This is a genomic window from Leifsonia sp. HAY1-4F (assembly GCF_056755275.1).
On record NZ_JBNDHX010000088.1, the window covers coordinates 1 to 15587 of the forward strand.

Sequence of the window (15587 nt, forward strand, 5' to 3'; positions counted from 1 at the left end):
ACCGCGTAGTACGCCACTGAGGTGCCGTTGAACGCGAAGGAGGCGGTGTCTCCCGTGGTGTTGCTGTACGAGTTCGTGCCGTTGTACGGGCCCGATTCGCCGGACGTGTGGCCCCAGCTCCCGGTGTAGTTGAACTGGTTCGCACCCGTGCCGCCCTGGACGCTGTCATCCACGAGCACCGGGGCAACCGTCGACGCGCGGTCGATGGTTCCGTAGGTGCCCGCCGAGCTGGCGTTCTTCGTACCGGTGACCCGCACCGTCAGGGTGTGGTTGCCCGCTGACAGGGAGGGACTCATCCAGACCAGCTGGTTGCCGGCACGCGCTGAAGCGTAGAGGTCGACGAGGGTTTCGGCTCCCCCGTCGATGGATACTCCGACGATCCCGTGGTTCGACGCCTTCACCGCGTAGTACGCCACTGAGGTGCCGTTGAACGCGAAGGAGGCGGTGTCTCCCGTGGTGTTGCTGTACGAGTTCGTCCCGTTGTAAGGACCCGATTCGCCGGACGTGTGGCCCCAGCTCCCGGTGTAGTTGAACTGGTTCGCACCCGTGCCCTGAACGCTGTCATCCACGATCGCCGACGCCGGTGCCGACGCTGCCGGCAGGACGACGCGGTCGATCACGCCGTAGGCACCGGTAGAACTCGCGTTCTTGGCGCCCGTGACGCGAATGGTCAGCGTGTGGTTGCCTGCGGACAGCGTCGGGCTCGTCCAGGCCAGCTGGTCCCCCGCCCGAATCGCGGCATACAGGTCGACCTGGGTTTCAGCGCCGCCATCGATCGACACTCCGACGATCCCGTGGTTGGGAGCCTTCACCGCGAAGTACTGGATGGAGGTGCCGCTGAATGCGATCGTCGCCGTGTCGCCCGTCGTGCTGCTGTAGGAGTTCGTCCCGTTGAACAGGCCGGCTCCGTTCGCGCCGTGTGGCCAGCTGCCGGTGTAGCTGAACTGGTTCGTGCCCGTGCCCAGCTGGGCGTCATCCACGCTCGTCGACCCGAGAGTCGTGAGGTACTCCGTTGAGTCGCTGAACAGCGTCGACCCGTTCTTCGTGGTCGTGAATGTGAGGTACGCGTTCGTTCCACTCGCCGGGGCCGTGAAGTTCACCGAGGTGTTCGTGCGGCCACCGAGCGGGACCGTCAGGTTGCTCGAGCCCGAGGCGATCACCGGACCGGTCGGCGAGTTCGCGTTCGCGGTCCAGCTGAATCCCACGGTGGTTCCCGCGAAGGTGTCGTTGAACACCGTCACGGTGCGACTGACCGCCTGCCCCGCAGCGTAGTCGGGCACGCTCGTCGGAACGGGGAACGTGCCGTTGCTGTCCGAAGGTCCGCTGGCATCCCAGAACGGCAGGTCGACCGCTGCGACCGGGTTGAACGCCTTCTGGATCAGCTGGATTCGCGAGTTGGACCACGGGTCCGTCAGGTTGTCGGCACCGAACAGCGGATTCCGCCGCTCTTCTGTCGTGAAGTCGGTCGACTTGACGCCCGGAACGAAGCCGTCCCACGCCGACAGGAGCGTGTACGGGCGAAGGTCAGCCCCGCCCTTGCCACGCTTGCCGATGGTGCTGGTCGCGAACAGGGTCATACCGTTCAGGGTGCTGCCGCCGGGCCAGACGTATTCGCCTTCACCGTTCGGGTGGGTCGTGCTGGTCGGAAGCGTGGTGCCGTACGTGGAGAACCCGTCGAGATAATGACCGACGCCGTTGTACTGCGGGTATCCGTTGGCTGTCGTCATGTCCGGGTAGGAGCTCGTGCCGGTCCCGTACTCCACCTGAATGGGCCTGGTCGGGTCCACTCCGCGGATCGCGTGATAGAGATCCTCCTGGAACTGCTCGGAGTCGGTGGTCGCGAGGTTGGCCTCGTTGGACGGGCTCCACATGACGACCGCGGGATGCTGACGGTCACGAAGGGCCAGCTGCCGGGCGTGGTTGACCATCTGGTCGTGTCCGGCGACGAAGTCCTCGCGGTTCGCGGAGCCGCGAATGGCCGTCTCGTCGATGATCATCAGACCGAGCTCGTCAGCAGTGTCGATCATGTACGGGGAGGCCGGCTCCTGGTGGATGCGGACGATGTTGTAGTTCAGTCGCTGGTAGTTGTCCACAGCCTGCGGCCATCCACCGTTCCCGCCGGCCGGCGGGAGGAACCCGGGCAGCGTGTCGTACGCGTCGCCCTTGCCGCCGTTGTCGATCCGGTCGAAGTCGGCGCCCTGCAGATCGTCGCCACGAAGGTTCACAGGCACACCGTTGAGGAGGTAGTTCGTCGAATTGTCCGGCAAGGTGAACTCCCGGAATCCGAAGCGGGTCTGGGTATCCCCGCTGAAGCCACTCCCCTGCAGATGAAGGGCAAGGACGTGGAGCTGCGCGCGATAGCCGGCGGTATAGGGCACGTTCGGCCACCAGAGCGATGCCGCCCCTGCCGTCCACGCGAGAGGACCGACGGTGGTCGTCACGGAAGAGTTGGCCGGAACGGAAACGTTCGTCGACGGAACCGACGGATAGGTGAAGCCGGAGTTGTTCCACGACGAGAACGAGCCGCTCAGCGTCACATTCTGCGCGGTGCTGGAGGTGTTCGTCACCGTGGTCGTGTAGCTCACCGTGTTGTTGGCCACCGATGTCGTGACGTAGGTGTCCGAAACGTACGCACGCGGATACACGCGGAGGAACGCCGACCGGTAGATGCCCTGCGGCACTGCCTCGGACCACTCGGCACCTTCAGCCACGGCATATTTGCCGGATGGAGCCAGAAGAGCGCCGCGTCCCTTGACGTCCACCGTGACCGTGTAGGTCCCGCCGGCCGACACGAACGGCGTGAGATCGAAGGTTGCTCCGGTGAACGACTGCGTGCTCGTGCCCACGGCGGCGCCGTTGATCGCCACCGTCGCCTGATGGTTCACGGCTCCCAGCTCCAGACGCACCGTCTGCGGCGCGCCGGAGTCCGGCACCGTGATCGAACGCGAGTAGATCCCCTCGGTCGTGGATGTGAAGCCCTGCTTATACCAACCGCCTCCGGGCACCTGGATGGTCGTCGCCGACGCCGCCGGACTCACCGGGGTGAAGCCCCAGGTCCCTGAGAGGTCGACCGCTGCGATCGCACCGTCGTTCGCGGTTTGGTAGCCGTCCACTGCCGCCGGCGGCGCGACCGTCGCAGCTGAAGCGACCTGCGCTGCGGCGGTGAGCGAGCTGGCGATGAGGACGCCGGCGAGCAAGCTGCCTGTGGCGATCCTGGAAACAGAAATCATCGTTGATTTCACCTGCACTCCCTTGTTCAAGTTGGTTCAATATAGCCCTGTGACCGGTCACATACAAGCGTATGGGACCGGTCACAGAACGGAATGTTCAGTACCGGTTCGTCGGTATGGTGCCCGGCGCCTTTTCTTGCCTGTCGACCGTCGAGAGCCCGAGTTCGGTTGTCTTTACATAAGCCTCGGGGCGTCCACTTGCGAGGCATGTGCGAGCATGGCGGCATGAGTGAAGACAACACAGCGCGCCTGCCGTACCGGCTTCTGACCGGTCCCGACGACGCCACTTTCTGCAAACGAGTCAGCGACGCCCTCGACGAGGGCTACCAGCTGTACGGGTCGCCGGCGCTGACCTACGACGGGGAGAAGGTGGTCGCCGCGCAAGCCGTCATCCTTCCGCGCTTCTGAGGAGGGAGACGGCCGATACCAGCATGTCCCGAATGGGGTGCTGGCTAGTGCTGGCACCTGCTTGGTAGCTTGACCAGTCATGGACTCACGGCCGGAAACACCCTTGCCGCCTCAGCGGCCGCCTCGAGTTCGAGGCTTGCGTGCAAGCGTGTGGATCCTTGCAATTGCTCTTTTCCTGCCGCTCGTGGCTTGGGCAGTAACGATCTTGATCAATTGGTACTTGTCGACGAACCTCAGCGCCGCGTATAAGAATCCGTTGCACGTTGTGGAGTCGCAACTGCAACTCGACGACATTGGTCACGTCACGGTCACCCGTGAGTTCGACAACACAGGGTTTACACCGCTGGGCGTTGGTGGCTGGACCATGCAGGCAAACATCACACTGACCGGGACCGCGGTTGGCAACAAGCTCATCGCGCGACTTACAGCACTCGGCTATCGACCCGCTGGCACCGAGTGGATCCTCGGAAATTGCACCGTTAATGTGATTCCTGGCGATAGCAAGACCGACCTCGTGCTTGAGGTTGACACCCACGCACCCAGGACCCACCCATAGCTGGACGCTCACCACTCCGGGGTCGAACGGCGAGAGTGCCAGAACCAGCGGTGCAGCCTCCAAATCTGACGACCCTCCTCTCCCCACCGACCGGAGGAACGCATCCAGGACGTCAGCCGTTGTAGTTGTCGCCGACCTGGTAGGACTCGTACTCGCGGTGGTCGACATGGACCGTCCACGAGTGACGCCCGGAAATCACGTCTAGCTGCCAGTCCTGCCCGTCATGGTGCTTGCCGATAACCGTCGTTCCGTAAGTGGTCCCGTCGGTCGATTGATGCGTCACTGCCCCAAAGACCACAGCCGCGAGATAGGCAGCGATCGCTACGCCACCGACCAGCCACCCGCGTTTCCAACGCACGCCACGAACGCGGCCCACCGTAACGGCCCGCGGCTCCCCGACATTCCCGGCGTCCATCCCGCAAGCGTATCCGTCGACGGCGAGTATCGCCGTCGACGGGTCGATCGTCCGGAGCGCTCCCGCGGGACCCCCGCTATGAACTCCGGCTAACGGTATTCGCGCACCCGAAGCGCGCGCTTGACAACACAATCCCGGTCGGAGATGATCACGATGTTGACGTAAACATCGCATCGAGCGCCACGATGAGATCGGACGGACTTCCCGCTCCAAACCGTCGTCTTTGGCGCGCCCACAAGTGAAAATCCAAGGAGATCAATGACGATCACAGTCCGTCCGCGCATGCTGCGGTCACGACTCGCACTACTCGCTGCAGCAGCGGCGGTGGCTGCCGTACTGACGGGACCCGCCCTTCCCGCGCAGGCGGCGACCACTCAGTTCAAAGGGGTGAACTGGGCGGACACCCGGGACAACTACAACACGGGGTGGGCCATCCCTGACGGGCTTGCGTCGGGCGATAGCTACTCCACGATTCACTCCATCGCCAACGGCTACATCACGGCGTTCAAGAACAACCTCGGAGCGAACACGGTCAGACTTCCGATCAATCCTCCCGGCGTGAATTCGGTCTGGTGGGGTCGGTACAAGGGCGCCATCGACGCCGCGCTGTCCGATGGGATGAATGTCATCCTCAGCGCCTGGACCGAGAGCAACACGACCGGCACCATCACGAACATGACGGACTGGAACACGATGTGGAACACCGTCGTGAACGACTACGGCAGCAACGCGAACGTGTACTTCGAGCCGCTGAACGAGCCGTTCGGGTACTCCTCCAGCCAGTGGATCTCCATCTGCGCGTCGTGGCTGTCGGCTCACTCGAACATCCCGCGCGGACGCGTGATCATCAGCGGTACCGGCTACAACGACAACGTCACCACCGTCGGAGCGGCGAGCTCACTGACCGGCACCATCCTCTCGTTGCACTTCTACAGCACCTGGGCGAGCTCCACGCAGGAGGCGGACTGGGTGTCGAACCTCGACGGCAGGATCGGCGCGTACCAGAGCCGAACGATCATCGACGAGTTCGGCGGCCCGATGACGACCGGAATCAACTACCTCGCCAACCACAACGGCCAGCTCGTGCAGTCCTACTTCGCAGCCGTCACGGATACCGCCCGCTCCGCCGGGATGGGCACCGTCGTGTGGGCAGGACTCAAGACAGGCGACAACTACTCCATGGAAAGCCACAATGGCAGCAGTCTGAGCAACAACAACTCGTCGGCCGTCACGCAGGTGCGCTGGGGGTGGGGCTTCTAAGGCGGCACCGACGGCGACCGGCAATACGACGGCCGGCGGCCGGGGCCGGCGCGATAATGGGTGCTTGTGACAGACGTACTTGTGCTGCACGGCTCGCCGGGTTCAGGGAAGAGCACCCTCGCCCGGGCGCTCTCCGAGGCCCTTCGGGTCGCTGACATCGCGCACGGCGTGATCGACATGGACGAGCTGAGCCTGGTGCACCCGTACCCCGGCCGGTGGTTCCCGCGCGACAACCTTCGTGCCATCTGGCCCAACTATGTGGCGGCCGCCCCGGGCATCAAACTGATCATCCCGCTGGTCTTCAACGACGAGCAGGAGGTGGACCTCATCCGTGAGGCGATGCCCGGGGCAACGCTGCTGATCTGCGAAACGACCGCACCGATCGACGTGTTGAAAGAACGCGTCACGGAACGCGAGCCCACGGAAGAATGGGCCGAAGCGTTGCGCACGTGGGTCGACGTCTACCACGCGCGGTCGGATCACGAGCGCATCCGGCACTTCCAGGTGGTCACCCATCCAGCGACGGTCGATGCGTCCGTTCGCGAGATCCTCACCTGGACCGGCTGGCTGGGATGAGTGCCGGCGCGTCTGCGTCGCGTCACCACGGGATGGTTGCGCCGTTGCGGTCGAGGTACTGCAGGCCAGGCTTCGCCCGCTGAGCTTCGACGGTGTCCACGAGGGCCGGGATGCTGTCGCCGATTTCCAGCTTCGCGCGCGGGCCGCCCATCTCGGTCTTGACCCAGCCGGGCGCCAGGAGAAGAAGGGCACGGTCGTCGACGGCGTGGCGGACGGAATAGCTGCGCATCAGCTGATTGAGCGCCGACTTCGTCGCCCGATACACCTCGAAACCCGCGGACCCGTTGTTCGCGATGCTGCCCTGCCCGGACGACATGACCGCGATCGTGCCCGTCGGATCCACGAGGTGTTGCAGTCGTTCCACCGTTCGGATGACGCTCAGGGCGTTGGTCACCATCATTCGCACGAAATCCTCCGTGGCGACCTCCGCGGCGATCTGCTCCATCGGAGCGAGAGAGATCCCCGCCACCACGAAGAGGAGGTCGAAGCTGCGCCCGGAGAGCCGCTCGGCCAGCGCATCCAGCGCGTCGGGCTCGTCGATGTCGACGTGCTCGATCTCTACGGAGCCCTCGCGACGGGCCGCGAACTCGTGCAGCGGCGTGGATGCATCCCCGCGGACGGTCCCCACGACCTTCGCACCACGGCCGGCATACGTCTCGGCGATCGCCTCCCCCAAGCCACGCGACGCGCCGATCACCAGAACGGATCCGTGTGCCGTCGTCAGCCGTGTCTCATCACCCATGGTCGTCCTCCTGATACATTCACTCATCATTCGTAGAGCGGAACGCTACCATACGCTCAACGGTTGTAGAGTGGATGGATGGCGCAGCAGACAACGCGGGCACAACGTCGCGAGGCGACGGCTGAGAAAATCCTCCGCGCGGCGCAGGAAGAATTCGGCGAACGCGGAATGGATGGTGGGACGATTCGCGGGATCGCGCGTCGCGCCGGTGTCGACCCGTCGCTGGTGCTGCAGCACTACGGATCCAAGCAGGCGCTCTTCTCGCTGGCGGTCCGGCCGGCACACGAGCTCGCCGAGAATGACATCGCCGGTCATCTGGCCGACGTGCTCGATGTCCGCCTCCGCGAGCTGCCGTCGGCGACCCGTGCCTTGATGCGTTCGATGCTGACCTCACCGGACGCCGCGGCCGTCATGCGCGACTACCTGCGGGGCCGGGCCGACGTCCTCGCCGCCGCCTCCGACAGGGATGACGCCCACCTCCGCGCCGAACTCATCGTGTCGAGCATCCTCGGCATCACGATCGCCCGCCACTTTCTCGACCTCCCCGCCCTGGACGGGGCGGAGGGCGAGGAAGTGGCGCTGATTCTGGAACCGTTGTTCGCATCCATTCGGAGGTCCCAGGGACCCGCAGAGGATCCGCGCTAGCCTGGCATCCTCTGTCCCGCACCGGAGGTCCCATGGCGCACGCCCACGTCCATTCACCTGGCGGTTCCGGCTGGAAGGTGCCGACGGATCGCGTCCCACGCCTCGTCCTGCTCGTGGTCCTGGCCGCGGCGGGGTTGTCTACCGTGATCGGACTGTTCACATTGTGGCCGGACCATGCCCAGGCCGCGTCCGCGTCGTCCCGCATCGAGTTCGCTCCGAGAGGCACCACCTTCCCGACGGGCAGGATAGTGAAACTTTCCAACGGATGTCCCGGCTACTTCTCAGCCACGTCGAGCGCATCCACGGGGGCGGGCGACACGCGGGCCTGCCAGCAGTCCGAGGTCACGCTCCTCGACGGCCCGAGCACCGGGAGAACCATCGCCCTACCGATCCTCTGGCCCTACGCGACGGCTGGCCTGCACGTCGGCGACCAGCTGGAACTGGTGGTTCCGCCCCAGGCGGCCGCTCAGGGGAAGCAGAGTGGAAGTACGGCAGCAGACCCGAGCGAGACGCAGGGCATCACGGTCAACGGCGTGGTGCGTGACCAGTCGTTGACGATCTGGTTGCTCGTGTTCGTGGCGGTGGTCATCGCGATCGGCCTCCTGCGCGGGCTGATGGCGTTGGTAGCCCTGGGGTTCACCGGGTTCATGCTCATCCAGTTCGTCCTCCCCGCCCTCGTGACCGGTAAGCCCGGCCTCGCCGTCGCGATCGTAGGTGGATCGGCGATCATGTTCGTCGTCCTCTACCTCGCGCACGGGCCCTCGATCCGGACGAGCGTGGCGCTCGTCGGGACGCTGTTCGGGATCGCCATGACGGCGGGGATCGCTCAGCTGGCCGTGACGACGACGCACCTCACGGGCGTCACCGGCGACGTGGGCGGGATGCTCGCCGGCGTGACGCAGATCGACTTCCGCGGGCTGCTCACCTGCGCGATCGTGATCGCGGGGCTCGGTGTGCTCAACGATGTGACGGTGACGCAGGCGTCGGCGGTCTGGGAGCTTCGCGCCGCGTCCCCGGATCTCTCGCGTCGCCAACTCTTCGCCGCCGCCATGCGGATCGGCCGGGACCACATCGCTTCGACGATCTACACCATCGCGTTCGCGTACACCGGGGCGGCGATGGCAGTGCTCATCGTCCTCTACCTCTACGACCGCTCGGTTGTGAGCCTGCTCTCGCAGGAAGACCTCGCCGCCGAAGTGGTCCGCACTCTCTGCAGCGGAATCGGACTGGTTCTCGCGGTGCCGGCGACCACGGCGATCGCGGTCGCACTCGTCCCGGCGCACGACCGCGCCCGGCAGGTGGTGCAGCCGATCGAGACACTCAAACTTCGGTGGCACTCGTTCATGCCGCGACCGGCTCTGGAGCCGAGCGACCGACGGCTCTGAGCGCCCGCGGCGCAGAGCCGCCGACGGCTCTGCGTTCCGGCCTCAGGTGCTCGGCGTCGGCGCCGCGCTCGGGGTGGCGTTGTGCGCGTGCAGCGGCAGGGCAACGATGCGCGTGGCGGTGACCGAGTCGCCGGAGCGCTTTCCGAGCACGCCGACATTCTCGCCCACTGTGAACGACTCGCGAGCGGCGGGCGTCTTCTTGGTGCCGAAGGCCGTGGTCGAGGTCAGCTTCACGGTGACCGTCGTGCCTGAGGCCGAGTGCAGTGTCCACGTGTCGCCGTTGATGGCGGTGATGGTTCCGCGGGCTCCGTGGAGCTTGTGCTTGGCGGACGTGCCGGCGTGCGGTCCGACCGTGTGAGTCGCGCTCATCGGCGCCACGACGGCTCCTGCCGTGGTCTGTGTGCTCGCCACCGCGGCGGAGACGCCCCAGGCGGTTCCGCCGGCGACCACGACGACGGCCAGGACGGCCGCCGCCACGCCGACGCCGATCGAGTGCCGCTGCAGGAAGGATTCGCGAGGGGTGTCCGTCGCCGCGACCGCCTCGGGAATGTGGTCGGTCACGGGCAGGCGGAGGGTCTCCGCGGCGTCGTCCGTCTCGGGGCGGTCGGTCGGGTCGGGGGTGTCGTTCGTATCCATGACCTCATCGTCACAGCCCCATGTCAGCGCTCCGCCGGGGAAATGTAAGAGGACGGTAAGGAGACGACGAAGGCCGCTCCCCCTTCCGGCGCCGCGCCGACGGTGATGGTGCCGCCGAGGCGGGCGACGAGCCGTCGCGCGATGGAGAGGCCGAGTCCCGTTCCGACCGCGCGCACCTCCCGGTAGCGCTCGTGGAGAGCACCGCGCTCGAATGCGACCGCCGCATCCTCCGCTGTCAGGCCGGGGCCGCCATCCCGAACCGCGAGCAGGATGCCGTTCGAGCCCTCCAAGGCGACCACGATCGGTGCACCCTCGGGAGTCACGCGGAGGGCGTTCTCGATCAGGGCGTCGACGACCTGCCGCAGCCGCATCCCGTCGGCGGTCACCTCCACGGGTTCACCGGGGACGTCCGCGCGCAGGAGCACGCCTGCTCGGGAGGCGGCGCCGGTCCAGGCGGCGACCGCACGCTCCACGGTCTCCCGGGCGTCGAAGCGCTGGGGGTTGAGGGGGAAGTCCTCGGCCTCCAGCCGTGCGAGTTCGAGCAGGTCGTCGAGGAACCGCCGAAGTCGTTCCGACTCGGCCGAGAGCGTGCCCCCGACCTGGTCCACCTCCTCCGGAGCGACCAACCCGTCGGCCAAAGCTTCGGCATAGCCGCGGATCGCCGTGAGCGGAGTGCGGATGTCGTGCGACACCGACAGCAGGAACTCGCGCTGGCGGTCCTCGCTGACCGACAGCGCCGAGTCGAGTCCCCGCAGTGCCTGGGCGATGTCCTCGATCTCGACCACCGGCTCGTCCGCGATCGGGACACCACGCCGGCCCGCTGCCAGCTCACGCGCGCTTCCGGCGAGCCGGGTGAGCGGACGGCCGAGCAGGCGCGCGAGGAGGACGCCGGCGACAGTCGCCACAGCGAGTCCGATGGCGAGAGCGACGAGGAGCCAGCGGATGAGGTCCGCATTCCCCGCCGCGATGTCCGCGACCTTGCGAACGCCGACCACTCCGCCGCCGTCCGCCGTCGGAATGCCCACCAGTACCGCATCCTTGCCGCCGAGGGTCGTCGTGCCGGACACCGTCCGACCAGACTGCAGCTGCCGCACCACCGACGGGCTGACCGACGCCCGCGCGACCCCCGTCACTGTGCCGTCCGCGTCGACCACCGCGAAGCGGTCTCCGAGGGCGGCGAGCCGCGCCCCTGCGACGTGCGAGCCGGTCGCGCGGGCCTCGACCAGTGCGCTGGCCTGCGCCTTCAATTGCTGGCGGGCCTGCGTCTCGGCCAGCGTCTGCACCACCTGCAGCGCGACGATCCCGGTGACGAGAACGGCGATGAGGCTCACCGCGAAGGTGCCGAGCATGATCCGGCCGGTCAGCGACCCACGCCACCATCGGCGGGGCGCGGCCTCACGCATCCGGTTCCGCCACGCTGTAGCCGACACCGCGGACGGTGCGGATCAAGCCGGCCGCCTCACCGAGCTTCAGGCGGAGCTGGGCGACGTGCACATCCACGGTCCGGCTGCTGCTGTAGTCGGCGACGCCCCACACGGACGAGAGCAGCTGCTCGCGCGTGAAGACGCGGCCCGGCTGGGACATCAGGTGCTCGAGCAGCTCGAACTCGGTCGCGGTCAGCTCGACGCGTGTTCCGGCGACGTCCACGCGCCGCCGCAGCGGGTCGAGCCCGATGGCGCCGACACGCCGGAGCTCCTGACCGGTCTGCACCATCCCGCGCCGGATGAGCGCACGCACCCGGGCGACGAGCTCTCGCGGCGAGAACGGCTTGGTGACGTAGTCGTCCGCACCGAGCTCCAGGCCCAGGATGCGGTCCACTTCGTCATCGCGGGCCGTGACGAAGACGACAGGAGTCCAGTCGCCGCGCGCACGGAGCGCCCGGCAGAGCTCGAGCCCATCCATCCCCGGGATGCCGATGTCCAGCACGATCGCCGCCGGACGCAATCGCGCGATCGCCTCGAGGGCTCGGACGCCGTCCGTCTCGACGTGGACGCCGAACCCGCCGTTGCCGAGGTAGAGCCGTTCGAGGTCGGCGATGGTCGTCTCGTCCTCGACGACGAGCACCAGGCCCTTCTCCTCGCTCACCTTCCCATCCTTGCGGACCGGGCGCGGCATCCTGTGCATTTCCCTCACGCCTTACCGTTTCTTTACAGTGCCTTCTCACGGCCCGAACGGGGTGGGCATCCACTTGGCGGTATGGCTTCTCTCCGTTTCTCCCGGCGCTCGCCCGGGCGCTCACCCGGCCGCAGTCCCCTCCCCTCCCGCCTCGGCGGCACCCGGGCTCTCGCTCTCGGCGCGGCTGCAGCCCTCGTCCTGGCGGCCGGAACCGCCGCCGTCACCGCTGCGGCCGTCACCACGGCGACGCCACCACACGTCTCCACCGCGGGGTTCCCATCCGGCGGTTCCAACCCCGGCATCTTCACCGACACCTGCTCCCCCGCATCCCGGGCCCCGAACGACCCCATCATGATGCCGGGGATGACCGGGATGTCGATGCAGCACGACTTCTTCGGCAACCGGGCGGTCACCGCCTCCTCGACGGCCGCGAGTCTGCGTGGCGGCCAGACGACCTGCACCACGACGGCCGATGCCTCGGCCTACTGGACGCCGGTCGTCTACCAGAACGGCCGGGCGCTGACGCCGTCGCGGACCCTCCTCTACTGGCGCTCCCCCGCCTCCATCGCATCCAGCACGGTCAGCATGCCCGCGGGCATCAGCCTGATCGCCGGCAACGAAACGGCCACGGCGCCGCAGAGCACCTCGGTGGTGGACTGGACGTGCACGGTGACGCGGTCGGATCCGAGGCCTCACCGCGCCGCCCTCCCCCACGACTGCCCGGCAGGCTCGCAGCTGCGACTGGTGATCACGTTCCCGAACTGCTGGGACGGCCACACGTTCGACGGCCGCGATCGCTCCGGCGCCGTGTACGCGACGGATGCGGGATGCCCGTCGTCGCATCCCGTCCACATCCCGCAGCTCGTCCTGCACGTCAGCTACTCCACCAGCAGCGGGAGCGGGATCACGCTCTCGACGGGACCGTCGACCCAGGGACCCCCGGTGACCGGACACGCCGACTTCGTCAGCGGCTGGAACCAGCAGCGCATGGATGCGAACACGGCTGCCTGCGTGACCGCGCAGGTGCGTTGCGGCCCGGTGCGGGGTGCGGACGCCATCCCGATGGGAGGCAAGGTGCAGTCGAAGCGGCGCCGATCGTGAGAATGCGGGGCCCTTCTCGGTGTGCCGCGAGCGTTGCGATCCGCACTTCGCCCGGCTGGGGCATGCTGGATGCATGACTGAACCGGTGACGCGAGAGACCCTCCTCCGCCAGGCCCTGCCCGACATCACGACCGCAGCGGTCGAAGTGCGGCGCATCACGCTGCAGCCGGGCGTCGCAGGCGGCGCCCACTGGCACAACGGGCCGGTCTTCGGCAGCATTGAAAAGGGGTCGGCGACCGTGCAGGTCGATGGCGGAGCCGAGACCGTGCTGAGGGCCGGGGATGTGTTCTACGAGCCCGCCGCCCCCCACGTGATCGACCGATTCGACGCGACCTCGGAGGGTGTGACCTTCCTTGGCTACTTCCTGAACGGGCCAGGCGAGGTGCCGGAACTCACGCCGGTGGAGTGAGTCCCGGCTCTCCCGCTCGCCTGCATTCGGACTCGTCCCGGGTGTCGAATTCCGGCGCGCTCGTTCGTATCGTCAGTGAGGCGATGGTGCCTCGGCTTCGACGAACAGGAAGGGCTTCACCATGAGCAGCATCTACGTCGCGAACCACGTCACCCTCGACGGCGTGATCCAGGGTCCCGGGCGTGCGGAGGAGGACACCCGCGGCGGATTCACGCGCGGCGGGTGGGCGCAGGGCGCCGTGAACGATGAGGTCGCGGCCGTCCTCGGTGAGCGCGTCGTGCAGGCCGGCGGGATGCGTCTCCTGCTGGGCCGGCGCAGTTACGACGACATGCTCGGACACTGGAACATCGAGGGCGGACCCTTCAAGGAGGGCCTGAACAGCGCCCAGAAGTACGTCGTCTCGCACAATCCCGAGACCGTTCTGGCCTGGCCGAACTCCACCCTGATCAGCGGGTCCGTCGTCGATGGCATCCGTGCACTCACACGCGAGCCGGGCGCCGATCTCTGCATCATGGGCAGCGGTGAGCTCGTCCGGACGCTCCTGGAGCACGGGCTGATCGACGAACTACTGCTCTTCGTCCACCTGCTGGTTCTCGGCCAGGGAGAGCGGCTGTTCCCGGATCGCGGTCCGGAGGTGCGTCTCCGGCAGCTCCGCACTCAGGGCACGAGCACCGGGGTGACGATCGCGCACTACCTCGTCGAGCGCGACGCGCCCCGGGGCTGAGGGACGGCCGCGGCCGGTTGGCCGGGTTCAGAACGGGCGTCAATCGGACAGTTGCACACAGACGCCGCTCGTCTGCGAGTTCTCCACAGTTCGGCCGGGATGTTGTCGTCGGTGCGCCGAGGCCCGGAGACTGGAGCCATGGAACGAATCGAGGGCCTGGTCCGCTTCGCCCGCTGCCCGCGCCGCACCGTCAGGAGGGCGCGCCTGTGACCGCCACGACGCTCTCGATGGATGCCCGACGCCGGCTGGTCCGGACGGGTATCGGGCTCGAAGCGATCACGCTCGCCTGGAACGTGGTCGGGGTGGCCGTACTCGCCGTGCTCGCCTACGCCAGTGCCTCCGTCGCACTCCTCGGATTCGGCCTCGACAGTCTCATCGAGATCTTCGCCAGCATCGTCGTGATCTGGGAGCTGACCGGTGTCGATGAGCGGCGGCAGAGGCTGGCGCTCCGGTTGATCGGTGTCGCTTTCGCTCTCCTGGCCGTCTACCTGCTGGTCCAGGCGGCCGTCGCACTGGTCGCCGGTCATCGCGCCGCTCCCACACCGGCCGGGGCAGGATGGACGGCCGCGACGGCGGCGGCGATGTTCGCGCTCGCCTTCGGCAAGGCGCGGGTGGGTCGGCGCCTGGGCAACCGGGTGCTGATCACCGAGGGGCGCGTGACTCTCGTCGACGGCATCCTCGCGTGCAGTGTTCTGGTCGGGATCGCGCTGAACGGGGTGTTCGGATGGTGGTGGGCGGATCCCGTCGCCGGGCTCGTCATCGTGGTCTACGCCGTGCGGGAAGCCGTGCAGATCTTCCGGGAATGAGTTCCGGAATGCTGAGGCGGCCATCGATCGTGGGCGGCGGAGTGCTCCTTCTCCTCGCCCTTGCGGCGTGCACCGGGAGCGGGGCGCAGCCGAACCCGGGCGGGAGCCCCGGGAGCGGGCCGCAGCCGAACGCGGACGGGAGCCCCGGCCGAGCGACCGCATCCCGCTCGCCCGCGGCCGCGCCGCCTGCTCCCCCGACCCCCGCTCGACTGCAGCATGTGGTCGTCATCGTGGAGGAGAACAAGCCGGCGTCCTCCGTGCTCGGGAACCCGGACGCACCATTCGTCAACGCCCTCGCACAGGCCGGGGCGCAGGCCCAGCAGTACTCGGCGGTGGCGCACCCGAGTCTGCCCAACTACCTCGCACTCACCAGCGGCACCACGGCGGGCATCACGAGCGACTGCAACCCTCCGGGCGGCTCCTGCCTCGACACCGGGCCCAATATCGCTCAAGAACTCGACAGCACGGGACACAGCTGGCGGATGTATGCGGAGTCGATGCCTGCGCCCTGCACGACCGCGAACACGAGCCGCTACGCGGTGAAGCACAACCCGTTCCTCTACTTCCCCAGTGTGACGA

General features: G+C 67.5%; 17 protein-coding genes. 11 read left to right on the forward strand and 6 right to left on the reverse strand.

The annotated features are described in order from the left end of the window. Nucleotides 1-3242: glycoside hydrolase family 2 TIM barrel-domain containing protein (locus tag ACPYOG_RS14955; RefSeq protein ID WP_481294974.1), on the reverse strand; the 3242-nt coding region annotated here is incomplete at its 3' end. Between the two features lie 213 nt (nucleotides 3243-3455). Between ACPYOG_RS14955 and ACPYOG_RS14960 the strand changes: the two genes are divergently transcribed. Further along, nucleotides 3456-3638: a DUF1737 domain-containing protein gene (locus ACPYOG_RS14960; RefSeq protein WP_481294975.1), complete on the forward strand. Its 183-nt coding sequence runs from the start codon at nucleotides 3456-3458 to the stop codon at nucleotides 3636-3638. 148 nt (nucleotides 3639-3786) lie between these two features. Further along, nucleotides 3787-4194, forward strand: coding sequence for a hypothetical protein (locus tag ACPYOG_RS14965; RefSeq protein WP_481294976.1), 408 nt, complete (start codon nucleotides 3787-3789; stop codon nucleotides 4192-4194). 112 nt (nucleotides 4195-4306) lie between these two features. On the opposite strand, the gene ACPYOG_RS14970 is transcribed toward ACPYOG_RS14965, so the two are convergent. Continuing rightward, nucleotides 4307-4609, reverse strand: coding sequence for a hypothetical protein (locus tag ACPYOG_RS14970; RefSeq protein WP_481294977.1), 303 nt, complete (start codon nucleotides 4607-4609; stop codon nucleotides 4307-4309). Nucleotides 4610-4867: 258 nt separating this feature from the next. On the opposite strand from ACPYOG_RS14970, the gene ACPYOG_RS14975 reads away from it, so the two are divergent. Next, a complete protein-coding gene (locus ACPYOG_RS14975) occupies nucleotides 4868-5869 on the forward strand; it encodes a cellulase family glycosylhydrolase (RefSeq protein ID WP_481294978.1) in 1002 nt (333 codons plus the stop codon). 66 nt (nucleotides 5870-5935) lie between these two features. Then, the gene (locus ACPYOG_RS14980) at nucleotides 5936-6445 is read left to right on the forward strand and encodes a P-loop nucleotide/nucleoside kinase family protein (RefSeq protein ID WP_481294979.1); all 510 of its coding nucleotides are present in this window, start codon (nucleotides 5936-5938) and stop codon (nucleotides 6443-6445) included. Between the two features lie 22 nt (nucleotides 6446-6467). Here the strand turns inward: ACPYOG_RS14980 and ACPYOG_RS14985 are convergent, their stop codons facing one another. Next, entirely contained in the window at nucleotides 6468-7187 is a 720-nt protein-coding gene (locus ACPYOG_RS14985) for an SDR family NAD(P)-dependent oxidoreductase (protein WP_481294980.1), read from the reverse strand. A 78-nt stretch (nucleotides 7188-7265) separates the two neighbouring features. On the opposite strand from ACPYOG_RS14985, the gene ACPYOG_RS14990 reads away from it, so the two are divergent. Together ACPYOG_RS14990 and ACPYOG_RS14995 are read left to right on the forward strand one after the other, a co-directional pair. Then, nucleotides 7266-7832: a TetR/AcrR family transcriptional regulator gene (locus ACPYOG_RS14990; protein WP_481294981.1), complete on the forward strand. Its 567-nt coding sequence runs from the start codon at nucleotides 7266-7268 to the stop codon at nucleotides 7830-7832. 32 nt (nucleotides 7833-7864) lie between these two features. Next, complete coding sequence (locus tag ACPYOG_RS14995; protein ID WP_481294982.1) at nucleotides 7865-9217, forward strand: YibE/F family protein; 1353 nt, start codon at nucleotides 7865-7867, stop codon at nucleotides 9215-9217. 42 nt (nucleotides 9218-9259) lie between these two features. On the opposite strand, the gene ACPYOG_RS15000 is transcribed toward ACPYOG_RS14995, so the two are convergent. The 3 genes from ACPYOG_RS15000 to ACPYOG_RS15010 are packed head-to-tail and all read right to left on the reverse strand — an operon-like array spanning nucleotide 9260 to nucleotide 11938. Continuing rightward, complete coding sequence (locus tag ACPYOG_RS15000; protein WP_481294983.1) at nucleotides 9260-9853, reverse strand: DUF5666 domain-containing protein; 594 nt, start codon at nucleotides 9851-9853, stop codon at nucleotides 9260-9262. A 23-nt stretch (nucleotides 9854-9876) separates the two neighbouring features. After that, entirely contained in the window at nucleotides 9877-11256 is a 1380-nt protein-coding gene (locus ACPYOG_RS15005; protein ID WP_481294984.1) for a sensor histidine kinase, read from the reverse strand. Continuing rightward, nucleotides 11249-11938: a response regulator transcription factor gene (locus tag ACPYOG_RS15010; RefSeq protein ID WP_481294985.1), complete on the reverse strand. Its 690-nt coding sequence runs from the start codon at nucleotides 11936-11938 to the stop codon at nucleotides 11249-11251. The genes ACPYOG_RS15005 and ACPYOG_RS15010 overlap by 8 nt, the downstream gene beginning before the upstream one ends. Before the next feature lie 111 nt (nucleotides 11939-12049). On the opposite strand from ACPYOG_RS15010, the gene ACPYOG_RS15015 reads away from it, so the two are divergent. The 5 genes from ACPYOG_RS15015 to ACPYOG_RS15035 all read left to right on the forward strand — a co-directional run. Beyond that, entirely contained in the window at nucleotides 12050-13069 is a 1020-nt protein-coding gene (locus tag ACPYOG_RS15015) for a DUF1996 domain-containing protein (protein ID WP_481294986.1), read from the forward strand. Nucleotides 13070-13142: 73 nt separating this feature from the next. Beyond that, nucleotides 13143-13478, forward strand: coding sequence for a cupin domain-containing protein (locus ACPYOG_RS15020; RefSeq protein ID WP_481294987.1), 336 nt, complete (start codon nucleotides 13143-13145; stop codon nucleotides 13476-13478). A 121-nt stretch (nucleotides 13479-13599) separates the two neighbouring features. Continuing rightward, complete coding sequence (locus tag ACPYOG_RS15025; RefSeq protein ID WP_481294988.1) at nucleotides 13600-14202, forward strand: dihydrofolate reductase family protein; 603 nt, start codon at nucleotides 13600-13602, stop codon at nucleotides 14200-14202. Nucleotides 14203-14408: 206 nt separating this feature from the next. Then, nucleotides 14409-15008 (forward strand): cation efflux transmembrane domain-containing protein, encoded by a 600-nt coding sequence (locus tag ACPYOG_RS15030; protein ID WP_481294989.1) that lies wholly within the window; start codon nucleotides 14409-14411, stop codon nucleotides 15006-15008. Then, nucleotides 15005-15587, forward strand: a 583-nt coding sequence (locus ACPYOG_RS15035; RefSeq protein WP_481294990.1) for an alkaline phosphatase family protein, incomplete at its 3' end; no start/stop codon positions are given. The genes ACPYOG_RS15030 and ACPYOG_RS15035, both read left to right, overlap by 4 nt.

Coding starts and splice junctions, on each gene's coding strand:
- ACPYOG_RS14960 (WP_481294975.1), top strand. CDS start 3,456: ATGAGTGAAGACAACACAGCGCGCCTGCCGTACCGGCTTCTGACCGGT.
- ACPYOG_RS14970 (WP_481294977.1), bottom strand. CDS start 4,609: ATGGACGCCGGGAATGTCGGGGAGCCGCGGGCCGTTACGGTGGGCCGC.
- ACPYOG_RS14975 (WP_481294978.1), top strand. CDS start 4,868: ATGACGATCACAGTCCGTCCGCGCATGCTGCGGTCACGACTCGCACTA.
- ACPYOG_RS14985 (WP_481294980.1), bottom strand. CDS start 7,187: ATGGGTGATGAGACACGGCTGACGACGGCACACGGATCCGTTCTGGTG.
- ACPYOG_RS14990 (WP_481294981.1), top strand. CDS start 7,266: ATGGCGCAGCAGACAACGCGGGCACAACGTCGCGAGGCGACGGCTGAG.
- ACPYOG_RS14995 (WP_481294982.1), top strand. CDS start 7,865: ATGGCGCACGCCCACGTCCATTCACCTGGCGGTTCCGGCTGGAAGGTG.
- ACPYOG_RS15000 (WP_481294983.1), bottom strand. CDS start 9,853: ATGGATACGAACGACACCCCCGACCCGACCGACCGCCCCGAGACGGAC.
- ACPYOG_RS15005 (WP_481294984.1), bottom strand. CDS start 11,256: ATGCGTGAGGCCGCGCCCCGCCGATGGTGGCGTGGGTCGCTGACCGGC.
- ACPYOG_RS15015 (WP_481294986.1), top strand. CDS start 12,050: ATGGCTTCTCTCCGTTTCTCCCGGCGCTCGCCCGGGCGCTCACCCGGC.
- ACPYOG_RS15020 (WP_481294987.1), top strand. CDS start 13,143: ATGACTGAACCGGTGACGCGAGAGACCCTCCTCCGCCAGGCCCTGCCC.
- ACPYOG_RS15025 (WP_481294988.1), top strand. CDS start 13,600: ATGAGCAGCATCTACGTCGCGAACCACGTCACCCTCGACGGCGTGATC.